Source organism: Aquibacillus koreensis (assembly GCF_025154055.1).
Taxonomy (GTDB): Bacteria; Bacillota; Bacilli; order Bacillales; family Amphibacillaceae; genus Aquibacillus_C; species Aquibacillus_C koreensis.
Window position 1 is genome coordinate 1 of record NZ_JAOALK010000040.1, and the last position, 10,522, is coordinate 10,522.

13 protein-coding genes are annotated in these 10,522 nt (G+C 36.3%); 7 read left to right on the forward strand and 6 right to left on the reverse strand.

What is annotated here, in order from left to right; translation table 11 throughout:
- Positions 1 to 36 precede the first annotated feature (36 nt).
- Positions 37 to 1,199 (reverse strand): IS3 family transposase gene (locus NYQ66_RS10685; RefSeq protein ID WP_259867866.1). Its coding sequence is split into 2 segments (ribosomal slippage): positions 37 to 917 and positions 917 to 1,199, totalling 1,164 coding nucleotides; the frame shifts between segments, so codons are not numbered across the junction.
- A gap of 201 nt (positions 1,200 to 1,400) precedes the next feature.
- On the opposite strand from NYQ66_RS10685, the gene NYQ66_RS10690 reads away from it, so the two are divergent.
- Positions 1,401 to 1,883 carry a DUF456 domain-containing protein gene (locus NYQ66_RS10690; protein WP_259869373.1) on the forward strand — a complete coding sequence of 161 codons (483 nt, stop codon included), beginning with the start codon at positions 1,401 to 1,403 and terminating at the stop codon, positions 1,881 to 1,883.
- A 171-nt stretch (positions 1,884 to 2,054) separates the two neighbouring features.
- Here NYQ66_RS10690 and NYQ66_RS10695 read toward each other — a convergent pair whose 3' ends face one another.
- The 5 genes from NYQ66_RS10695 to NYQ66_RS10710 form a co-directional block, all read right to left on the reverse strand.
- Complete coding sequence (locus tag NYQ66_RS10695; protein WP_259869374.1) at positions 2,055 to 2,711, reverse strand: hypothetical protein; 657 nt, start codon at positions 2,709 to 2,711, stop codon at positions 2,055 to 2,057.
- Between the two features lie 58 nt (positions 2,712 to 2,769).
- Entirely contained in the window at positions 2,770 to 2,928 is a 159-nt protein-coding gene (locus NYQ66_RS21510) for a matrixin family metalloprotease (RefSeq protein WP_407652073.1), read from the reverse strand.
- 429 nt (positions 2,929 to 3,357) lie between these two features.
- The gene (locus tag NYQ66_RS10700; protein ID WP_259869375.1) at positions 3,358 to 3,543 is read right to left on the reverse strand and encodes a toxin-antitoxin system HicB family antitoxin; all 186 of its coding nucleotides are present in this window, start codon (positions 3,541 to 3,543) and stop codon (positions 3,358 to 3,360) included.
- Positions 3,544 to 3,579: 36 nt separating this feature from the next.
- The gene (locus tag NYQ66_RS10705) at positions 3,580 to 4,425 is read right to left on the reverse strand and encodes an SPFH domain-containing protein (protein ID WP_259869376.1); all 846 of its coding nucleotides are present in this window, start codon (positions 4,423 to 4,425) and stop codon (positions 3,580 to 3,582) included.
- 127 nt (positions 4,426 to 4,552) lie between these two features.
- Positions 4,553 to 4,867 carry a DUF3817 domain-containing protein gene (locus tag NYQ66_RS10710; RefSeq protein ID WP_259869377.1) on the reverse strand — a complete coding sequence of 105 codons (315 nt, stop codon included), beginning with the start codon at positions 4,865 to 4,867 and terminating at the stop codon, positions 4,553 to 4,555.
- A 126-nt stretch (positions 4,868 to 4,993) separates the two neighbouring features.
- Here NYQ66_RS10710 and thiD point away from each other — a divergent pair, with 126 nt between their 5' ends.
- The 6 genes from thiD (at position 4,994) to ddlA (ending at position 10,300) form a co-directional block, all read left to right on the forward strand.
- Complete coding sequence (thiD, locus tag NYQ66_RS10715; RefSeq protein WP_259869379.1) at positions 4,994 to 5,803, forward strand: bifunctional hydroxymethylpyrimidine kinase/phosphomethylpyrimidine kinase; 810 nt, start codon at positions 4,994 to 4,996, stop codon at positions 5,801 to 5,803.
- A 73-nt stretch (positions 5,804 to 5,876) separates the two neighbouring features.
- Complete coding sequence (locus NYQ66_RS10720) at positions 5,877 to 6,797, forward strand: ABC transporter ATP-binding protein (protein ID WP_259869380.1); 921 nt, start codon at positions 5,877 to 5,879, stop codon at positions 6,795 to 6,797.
- Positions 6,790 to 7,767, forward strand: a complete 978-nt coding sequence (locus NYQ66_RS10725; protein ID WP_259869381.1) for an ABC transporter permease — start codon at positions 6,790 to 6,792, stop codon at positions 7,765 to 7,767. Before NYQ66_RS10720 ends, NYQ66_RS10725 begins: the two co-directional genes overlap by 8 nt.
- A 24-nt stretch (positions 7,768 to 7,791) precedes the next feature.
- Positions 7,792 to 8,226 carry a DUF4064 domain-containing protein gene (locus tag NYQ66_RS10730; protein ID WP_259869382.1) on the forward strand — a complete coding sequence of 145 codons (435 nt, stop codon included), beginning with the start codon at positions 7,792 to 7,794 and terminating at the stop codon, positions 8,224 to 8,226.
- Positions 8,227 to 8,457: 231 nt separating this feature from the next.
- Positions 8,458 to 9,114, forward strand: coding sequence for an ABC-2 transporter permease (locus NYQ66_RS10735; protein ID WP_259869383.1), 657 nt, complete (start codon positions 8,458 to 8,460; stop codon positions 9,112 to 9,114).
- 82 nt (positions 9,115 to 9,196) lie between these two features.
- Positions 9,197 to 10,300, forward strand: coding sequence for a D-alanine--D-alanine ligase (ddlA, locus tag NYQ66_RS10740; RefSeq protein ID WP_259869384.1), 1,104 nt, complete (start codon positions 9,197 to 9,199; stop codon positions 10,298 to 10,300).
- Positions 10,301 to 10,522 lie beyond the last annotated feature (222 nt).

The following is a 10,522-nucleotide window of genomic DNA, read 5'->3' on the forward strand; positions in this document are numbered from 1 at the left end:
TGAACTGACCTAGTAATATGAGACAAGAAAAAGCACCTATGCTGCCTTTGCCCTGAATTGAACAGGGGAAAGGCAGTTTAATTTTGAAAACGGTCGTATATAGTTGTAATAATACATGTAAGATTCGACTTTTTCTAGTACAATAGAGTTTGTAAGACGCGCCTTTTGGTGTGTGTAGAATTCTTCCGACTTTATGGTGGAGTGGAAGGATTCAATGACGGCATTATCAAAGCAATTGCCTTTGCGGGACATGCTTGTGATAATGCCTTTTTCTTCAGCTAACTCTTGAAAAGCATACGAAGTGTATTGCGATCCCTGGTCACTGTGAAGTATCAGTCCTTTCGTTTCTCGCCCATTACAAGCTGCTTTCAATGTTTCTAGCACTAGATCTACTTCTTGGTTATGACTAACTCGATAAGCAACAATTTCATTATTGTACAAATCCATGATGGATGATAAATACATCGTTGACTCTCCAAAATTCAAGTATGTTATATCTGTAACCCACTTTTGGTTAGGTCTATCTGCTTTAAAATTCTGTTCCAACAAATTTGGAACGATACATTTACTTTCACCAGCAATTTTTGATTTTCTTTTAGGTTTGACTCGACATTGGATGTTGTATTTTTGCATGATTCTTTGCACAGTTAACCTATTTACAGAAATATGATGATCCTCTTTTAATATTTTTTTAACCATTCTATGTCCAACTCTGTATTTTAGGGTTTTACAAATATCGATTATTTGTTGTTCTAGCTCAGTCGGTTCCCATGACTTTTGAAGCCAACGATAGTAAGTAGATCTAGGGACTCCAATACAATCACATATCATCGATACCGCATAAACTTCCTTTAATGACTCCACTAGCTCTATTACTACTTCTGGTACCAACTCCCTTCGATTTCCTGGTACTTTTTTAAGATTTCATTTTTAATTTTTAGATGCTTAACTTGCCGTTTTAATTGGTCTATTTCACTTAGCTCCTCAGGACCTTTCCCAAAGGAATATTGTTTACCAATGGGTTGCGACAGTCGGTGTTCCTCCCCATCACGAAACCATTTCATCCATCTTTTGATTTGACTAACGTTACGTATACCGCACTTCTCCATAATCTGTTTATTGGTATATTTTTTAGACAACTTCATTTCAATGACTTTCCTTTTAACCTCTTCAGAATAAACATTTTTATTTTCTCCCATGAGAAAAGCACCTCCAGTAGTCGTTTAATTTATATACGACTCAGGGGGTGCTTTTTCCTCTGTCTCATTTAGTTAGGTCACTCCAACTAAAGAAGGGGCTTTTATTTTTAGAGTGAAATTTTTGATATACTTGTACAAAGGCGAAACGTTATGGACGTAAATTTCGTATGTAGTAATTATGTTGAGAATGGAGTGCATCTTTTGGATATTTTAATATGGATTCTAATCGTTGTTTGTTTTGCATTAAGTTTTGTGGGGATTATCTTTCCGTTAGTACCTTCCCCGTTAGTGTTATGGATTGGGTTCTTACTCTATTTCTTCTTTATTGATGGTGATGGTTTATCTTGGATTTTTTGGACAGCCATGGCTATCTTAACTGTCGTGCTAATTGTCTCTGACATTATAGCCAATAGTTATTTTGTGAAAAAGTATGGAGGCAGTAAATGGGGAGAACGAATAGCTGCGATCGGTGTGATTGTCGGATCATTTATTATTCCGCCATTTGGTATTATCATCGTGCCATTCGTTGCCGTACTCGTAACTGAACTTGTTCAAAAGAAGGACACGAAGGAATCTTTTCGTGCAGCAGTCGGCTCATTGCTGGGGTTTTTAGGGGGAGCTTTTGCTAAAGTAATTATACAGTTGTTAATGATTGGTTGGTTTATCTTGGCTGTTATCATTTAATAAAAAGGAAGTGACATGCTAGTTGTCACTTCCTTTTTTCTTATCTTTATATACGAGCTGTTGCTTGTTGGGGTTAAAAGAGATACAATTAACCGATCTATTTGTGAACCTAAAATCAGGTATTACCTAACCATTATTAAATTTATAAGTACATTTCATAATTTTTAATTACTATCTCTGAAGTTTTTCTTTATCTTCTTTATTTAACTTTTCAATTTCTTCCTTACTTAAAGATTTACCTTCTCGCTCTTTTAATGATTGTCGTGCGCTTTTTATTACTTCAGGAATTTTCTCATTTTTATATGCTTGTTTGTATTTATTTATGATTGCCTTTTCGTTACCTTCTATCTTAACGTCGCCATATTCACTTACTATATTATAACGATCAAATTCTTCTATATAAATTGTAGCAAAAAAGTACTCTTCTCCTGGAATTAATAATTCGTCATCTCCAGTTAGGATTAAGACTTTATTGCCGTTTTTATCTGTTGTATATCCTCCCATTTGAGAAATTGTTACGACTCCATTAACTTTCCCTTTTATATTATTCTTTACTTTAACAGAAAATCGGGTCTCTGTATGAGATTTTAAATCCTCTTCTCCTTCTTTCTCAATGACTTTACCAATAAAAGCGTTTGTTGAAGTTCCTAATAGATTTCTTTCGTCAGTAAAATCTGCTACATAGTTTGCCTCAGCATGAACGATAGGTATATCATTACCATCCACTGATTCACTTTCTCTTTGGATATCCTTGAAGTAAACTAGTAATGAGAGAAAAATACCAAATAATAATACGCTTATAATCAGTAAAAAAGCTTTCTTCTTCATGTGTCACCCCTCCATGTCCTTAGTTACCAGAGCCTACAGTAATCAGCCTTGTCATGTACTATAATGAAATATAAGGGGATTTACCTTCTCTCATAACATTATCAGGCATACAATGGTGCCCTAGTCCTAATGCGTGCCCCATTTCATGAAGAGCTGTATACGTACGGTGTCTATAATCCCATGATTTATCTTCAAAATAAAGGTCATTATATGAGATCGTTCCAGAAGTTGGGTGAAAGTAACCAGACCATGATACAGGGTCCTAATACTCATTTGAATTTCCAACTACAGTTATTACCCTATTACTTCAATTTTGCATCAGAAAAATCATCATATTTACTTTTTATTAGAATTTGTTTAGCAGAAAAGCGTAGTGGGTATAAAAATAATAATAATTGTAATTCCTATTTTAAGATTTAGTTGCTGGATTTATTACACCTTCTTTCTAAGTTTCCGTTTTTTGTAAGTAATATAATTTTAACATAATTTTCTTGTGTTTCTCTTAATTAAACTTATAATTCTTTGGATAAATAATATAAAAAAATGACTCTTATGTAGTTTCATCTATATACAAAATAAAAGGCATGTGAATCACAGGTGAATTCACACGCCTTTTATTTGTGGTAAATAACTACCGTAAATGCAGCTATCTGTCACTTCCTTCTTTCGTATCTTTATCATGTCCGGATAATCTACCGGATTTTTTGGCTGCTTCTCGCAATAAAAATTCAACATGGCTGTTCACACTGCGAAATTCATCTTTTGCCCATACTTGAAGTACGTCATATAGTTTTGGATCAATACGTAATGGGAAATTCTTTTTTTTCGCCATGTTACCCCTCGCTTTTATCATTTTACATGTGACGAATTATTGATAAAGACTACCTGTATTAATAACGGGTTGCGTCCCTTTTTCTGACACAATGGATACCAATAGGTTATTAATCATTGTAACACGTCTTTCGTCATCAAGATCAATTACGCCATCTTGTTCTAATCGCTGAATTGCATCTTGGGCCATTCCGACTGCTCCTTCCACGATCTGTTTTCTGGCAGAAATAATAGCTGAAGCTTGTTGACGTTGAAGCATGGCTTGGGCAATCTCTGTTGAATAGGCTAAGTGTGTTAATCGAGCTTCAATAACCTCTACCCCTGAAACGTTCAGACGAGCTTGTAATTCAGAGGTCAATTCATTTGAAACTTCCTCTGCATTTCCCCTTAGTGTAAGTGTGACATCTTCAAAGGTGTCATAAGGGTATTTTGTTGCTACATGTCTAACCGCAGTTTCACTCTGAATCTCTACAAATTGTTCATAACGATCCACATCGAAAACAGCTTTTGCTGCGTCAACGACTTTAAAAACAATAACAGCAGCTATCTCTATTGGGTTACCTTGCACGTCATTTACTTTCAGTTTTTTACTATTAAAATTTCGAACACGTAAGGAGATGGTGCGACGAACTGTGAATGGTGTAGTGATGAATATGCCAGATTCACGAATACTCCCCATGTATTTCCCGAGAAACATGACTACTACGGATTGATTTGGTTGAACGATGGTGATTCCAGTTCCAAAAGAAATAGCGATGATAAGGAGGATGATTCCTGGGATCAGTTCTTTTATTGCTAAGAAATAAGCTGCTGCACCTAATAAAGCAATTAATAGTAAAATCCCGACTAAACCATTTATTGCCCATGCCTTCTTTTCTTGCATGCTATCACACTCACTTTCTTAAGTATTATTTTGAAATTATTATTATATTATTATGATATCACTATTGTATATTTTTGTAAATAAAGATATAGTGGTAATAGAAAAAAAGTTTAAAAAAAGGAACCAATTAAATGGTTCCCTCTTGTGTGCGAGCAGTTGTTTGTTGGAGTTTTCGATCTAACACATAGTTTCCAAAAGGAATAAAGGCAACGAGAAAAGAGCTTACGACCCATCTCCAGTTCCATCTTGTAATAATGGTTGTGTACGCGATGACAAGAAGGTAGAGACAGAAAAGTCCGCCATGTAATGCGCCTACGACTGTAACGACTTCGGGCAAACCAGCTATGTATTTAAACGGCATCGCGATGAAAAGTAATGCGAGCAGTGAGGTACCTTCTAAGAATCCAGTAATCCTAAATATTTGTAGCTTGGAAGAAACCATAATAACCTCCTTAGATAATATTTGTAATACTTATTATACTATTATATATAAAATATAAATGAATTGGACATGGACTACAAATTAGTGATAGTTTTTTTGTAACTGACCGTAAAAGGAGGTGATGGCATGTCTATTGCTAGAACGCTTACCATTGCTGGTTCGGCTGCTCAAGGAAGTGCTGGTATTCAAGCAGATTTAAAGACATTTCAAGAACGAGATGTGTATGGAATGTCCGCTATTACCGCTATAGTTGCAAATAATGCGAAAACGGATAATGGGATTTTTATTCTTTCTGAAGAAGAAGTGAAGGCGCAATACTTTGCGGCAATAGAGCATGTAGGAGTAGATGCGATAAAGATGGGAATGCTTTTTTCGAAAGAGATAATTGAACTTGTTGCAAATCTTTTGAAAGCTACAACAGAAGCAACACCTATCGTGGTTGATCCAGTTATGATTGGGAAGATGGGATCACAATTGCTAAGGGATGATGCGATTGAAGCAATGATCGATAAAATATTTCCATTAGCTACTATTATTACGCCGAATTTATTTGAAGCAGAGAGAATATTAAGGATTAGTAAGATAAGTACAATTGAACAAATGAAGGAAGCGGCGAAAGCTTTATATCAGTTCGGCTCCGCGTATGTGCTTGTTAAAGGTGGGGGGCGAATGGAACGGGCTTTGGATGTGCTTTATGATGGAGAGTCTTTCGTAGAGTTAGACAAAGAGAAGATTGACACGATTCATACAAGTGGGGCAGGATGTAGCTATTCCGCTGCAATTGCAGCCGAACTAGCCAAAGGGGAAACCATGGTCGAAGCAGTGACCTTGGCGAAGAACTACGTGCATGCAGCGATTAAATACGCACTATCTTTTAACAAAGGAATTGGATCTACGTATCATGCTGCATTCCGAAAGTATGAAGAAAACAGTTAGATGTAGAATGAAACTTTTTCCGTATTCCGTGCGTATGTACATGTGGATGAAAAATAAAGTGGAGGTGTGCTATTTGTCAAAACCAGCAATGCAGCTTATTGGATTAAAGAAAACAATTGGTAAAAAAGAAATCATAAAAGGTCTAGATTTTAATATACATCCTGGAGAGGTATTCGGTTTCCTTGGGCCAAACGGAGCTGGGAAAACAACAACGATCCGTATGATGGTAGGACTGATGAAGATTACAGAAGGTGATGTCATCATCCAAGGCAAAAGTATCAAAACGGAATACAAAGAGGCAATTAAGCAGGTTGGAGCAATCGTTGAAAACCCAGAGATGTACCCATTTATGAGTGGAAAGAAGAACTTGCAACACTTTGCACGTATGATTCCTGGTATTACAAACGAACGTATCGAGGAAGTTATTAAGCTCGTTGGCTTAGAAAAAGCAATCAATGAAAAAGCAGGTCGATACTCGCTTGGGATGCGTCAAAGACTTGGTATTGCTCAAGCATTGCTTCATAGACCGTCTATCTTAATTTTGGATGAGCCTACCAACGGTTTAGATCCATCTGGAATTAGGGAAATACGACACTATATTAGAAACCTTGCTGAACAAGAGAATGTAGCTGTTATAGTTTCGAGTCACCTATTATCTGAAATAGAACTTATGTGTGACCGAATTGGGATTATAAAAAATGGCGAAATAATCGCAATTAATTCGGTTCATGATACTACGCAGCAGACAGATTTAAAAGAAGTACATATAGAAGTCGATCCGGTTCAAGAGGCTAAACAACATCTAGAATCTATTCTTGAAAAAGAGGTAAAAGTGGACCAATCTAAAGTGATCATATCTGTACTTAGAGAAGAGATTCCGCAAGTTATTAAAAGTCTAGTTGGACAAAACTATCAAGTCTATGGCGTGCAGGTGCACCGCTCTACTTTAGAGGATAAATTCTTAGAGCTGATAGGAGAGAATACAATTGAGTAATTTTATTAGATTGGTTCAAAATGAACAAGTGAAACTTTATGTTAGAGTAGCAACATGGGTCATGTTTGGAATTTTAGCAGCTATTATTCTATTAGGCGCTGTTATTGTCCGCTTTTTGGATGACGGTAGTTTAACAGAGTATGGAGATAATTGGCGTGAAGAGATCCAAGAGGAAAATCAAAAGTTAACACAGGAAATGGAAGAGATGTCTAGCGATAGTGCAGATGGTGGTTTCTCCGTTGAAATGATAAATGGTAGCACAATTGAAAGGAACAATTATTATCTAGAGAATGATATAAAACCACATACCTACGATGCTTGGCAGTTTGTTTATGAGAATGCTGGTTTAGCCTCGATTATAAGTTTGTTCACAATCATTGTCGCGGCAGGTATTATTGCCAATGAGTTTAAGTGGGGAACGATAAAATTATTATTAATCCGTCCTGTATCAAGGTTGAAGGTGATGGCGGCAAAATATGTATCTGTGTTATTATTTGCACTGACGATGCTCGCCTTCTTGTTAGTTTTTTCCTGGATCTCAGGTGCAATCATTTTCGGTGTCGATGGAATGAACCCTTCAATCGTTGTTGACCGTGGAGGAGAATTTATTCAATTAAATGTTGTGAAAGAGACCATCATGGATTACAGTTTTAGTATGGTAAATCTCGTGATGATGGCTACTTTTGCGTTTATGATCTCTTCCATTTTTAGAAGTAGTGGAATGGCTATTGGTCTGGCAATCTTCTTAATGTTTGCGGGTAATAGTGTAGTAGGTTTTGTATCCCAATATGATTGGGCAAAATTCATCTTGTTTGCGAATACGGATTTAAAACAGTACACAGCAGGTAGAGAGCCGTGGATTGAAGGCATGACGATGGGCTTCTCGATATCGATGCTACTTGTTTACTACGTTGTTTTCTTGGCGGCGTCCTGGTTAGCATTCACCAAGCGTGACGTTGCTGGGCACTAATATATGTAATGGGGAGGATTAAGAATGGTAAAAAGAACAGGTGAAGTAGTTTTAGGAATTATTGGTGCATTATTTTACGGACTAATGGTAGCGTTTGGGGGCTTTTTGGTTTGGTTAGACAGTAATAAAGCATTATTGGAAGAATGGCTCCTTGAGATGGCTGAAACAGACCCAACGCTAAATGTAGAAGATGTTCAAGGTATTCAAGACAGTTTAGTAGGATTTGGCTCTGTAGCTTGGATGATTTTATTGTCAGCTGTTGCTGCTGTAGTATTAGGAATTCTGGCGATGGTATTACTTAAAGGGAATAAAAATCCAGTTGCTGCCGGTATTATTTTTCTAGTCGTGGCGGTAGTGGTATCCTTTACTAGCTTTGGATTTGGTATCTTTGCTGGTATCTTCTACTTAATCGCGGGAATCATGAGTCTTGTTCGTAAGCCGAAAGAGGTAATTGGCTAGGTTTAATCGTATAGTTGAAAATTTTGGAAGAGTGCATTTGCGCTCTTTTTTTTTGCTTGAACACTACTGGTATTTTTAAAAAAATTATCACTAGACTCCTTGATTCCTATTTGAATATTATGTATATTGTATATATATTATATATACAATGGAGTATCAATAATCTTACCTGTAGGAAAGTATCAGAAATCTGTATTCCAAAAGGGATACAAACAAAGGAAGGTGTTAAACATGATTGCCTTATGTAAACGTGATTTTTATATGTATGGTTGGTCGTTATTAGGATTAATCGTTGTTATGCCATTATTAACGGCGATGCAACCAGAAGTTGCAATTATGGCTATTCTCATCGCTTTAATGATCCATCTATTTTTTTATGATTACAAATCATTAGCGAACAGATATTTAGTGAGTTTACCTGTTAGCAAAAAGATAATTGTGGGGAGTAGGTATCTTTTTATTGTATTGATGGCAATGGTAGTAGTGGTAGTTCAGTGGTTATTAAATATTGGGTTAACGCAAACCAACGGAATATTCCAACCGTATATCTACTCATGGAAGGATATGATTGTTTTATTGTCTTTCTTTCTAATTTTAAGCTCGATCTGTTTGCCTATGTATTACTATTTTGCTAACTTCATGATGACGCTGTATTTACAATTTGGCATGTTCTTGGTAGGGGCGTTTTTCTTTTCATGGATCTTAATTGAACATAAATTTGGTGGAGAAAATGAATTTTGGATTGATAATCAAACAATTTTTTTAGCGCCATGGATTGAGAGCATACTTTCTTTTTATCCATATCTTTTGTTGCCAGTGATCGCCATATGCATGTATGTTATATCCATGCGGTTTTCGGAAAAGCTATTAGGTAGGAGAGACTTATAATAAAAATATTTTTTTCTCAAAACAAGCCTTAATATGGTATCTTATAGTATGAATTGATTTACTTATGTGAGAGGGAGATTTCATGACGAAAGCAAAGGTTGGTATTATATTTGGTGGTAAATCTGCAGAGCATGAAGTGTCATTACAATCTGCTAAAAATATTGTAGATGCAATCGATAAAGATAAATATGAAGTAGTGTTACTTGGAATAGATAAAGATGGAAAATGGCACTTAAATGACCAGTCTTCCTATTTATTAAATGAAGAAAATCCAAAGTTAATTCAATTAAATAAAACAAATAAAGGTGTTGCAGTAGTACCCGGTGAGAGTAGTAACCAACTAGTTAACACATCTGGTTCCGACACACTAAGTCAGTTGGACGTAGTCTTTCCAATCGTACACGGAACGTTAGGGGAAGACGGTAGCCTACAAGGTATGCTCCGTATCGCTAATCTACCGTATGTTGGTACGGGTGTATTAGGTTCTGCAGTAAGTATGGATAAGGATATTGCAAAAAGGCTATTAAAAGAGGCTGGGATTTCTGTTGCGAATTCCGTAACGTTTACTAAAAACAAACGTAATCAAATTAATTATCAAGCAGTAAAAGAAAAATTAGGTTTACCAATGTTTATCAAACCAGCGAATCAAGGTTCTTCAGTTGGTGTAAGTAAAGTAAGAAATGAAGAAGAATTCTATGCCGGGATAGATGATGCATTTCTATATGACCATAAATTATTAGTCGAAGAAATGGTGAATGGTCGTGAAGTCGAGTGTGCGGTATTAGGGAATGAAGATCCACAAGCTTCCATACCAGGCGAAATCCTTCCGCAAACAGACTTTTATTCCTATGAATCTAAGTACATTGATGAAAAAGGGGCAGACTTAGCTATTCCTGCAGACTTGTCTGAGGAACTTACGAAGAAAGTACAACAAGCATCTGTTGAGGTCTTCCAAACATTAAATTGTGAAGGATTAGCTCGCGTGGACTTCTTTTTGAAAGAAGACGGGGAATTAGTTGTAAATGAAGTGAATACACTTCCAGGCTTTACACGGATTAGTATGTATCCAAAACTTTGGGAAATTAGTGGTATCTCCTATCCTGAGTTGATTAATAAACTAATCGAGCTAGCAATAGATCGGCACCAACGCGACGCACAGTTGAAAAGCGCTGTGTGGGAAGATTAATATTTAAAAAATCGCTATCCGTAGTTTGGATAGCGATTTTTTGTATTATCTTATAGAAATGCATATTTGATTTAAAATGCGTATTAACGCTAAAATACTCAATTTCAGGTGGCACATCTTAATGTGGCCTAGCGTGATTCTGACTCTGAATGGCTTTTGCTCGCACATGATGTCCGAATCCTAGCGTAATTCTGACTCTGAAAGGCTTTTGCTCGCACATGA

Bases quoted from the DNA above. Each gene is read 5' to 3' on its own strand.
- ddlA (WP_259869384.1), top strand. From the start codon at position 9,197: ATGACGAAAGCAAAGGTTGGTATTATATTTGGTGGTAAATCTGCAGAG.
- NYQ66_RS10730 (WP_259869382.1), top strand. From the start codon at position 7,792: ATGGTAAAAAGAACAGGTGAAGTAGTTTTAGGAATTATTGGTGCATTA.
- NYQ66_RS10700 (WP_259869375.1), bottom strand. From the start codon at position 3,543: ATGGCGAAAAAAAAGAATTTCCCATTACGTATTGATCCAAAACTATAT.
- NYQ66_RS10710 (WP_259869377.1), bottom strand. From the start codon at position 4,867: ATGGTTTCTTCCAAGCTACAAATATTTAGGATTACTGGATTCTTAGAA.
- thiD (WP_259869379.1), top strand. From the start codon at position 4,994: ATGTCTATTGCTAGAACGCTTACCATTGCTGGTTCGGCTGCTCAAGGA.
- NYQ66_RS10695 (WP_259869374.1), bottom strand. From the start codon at position 2,711: ATGAAGAAGAAAGCTTTTTTACTGATTATAAGCGTATTATTATTTGGT.
- NYQ66_RS10735 (WP_259869383.1), top strand. From the start codon at position 8,458: ATGATTGCCTTATGTAAACGTGATTTTTATATGTATGGTTGGTCGTTA.
- NYQ66_RS10705 (WP_259869376.1), bottom strand. From the start codon at position 4,425: ATGCAAGAAAAGAAGGCATGGGCAATAAATGGTTTAGTCGGGATTTTA.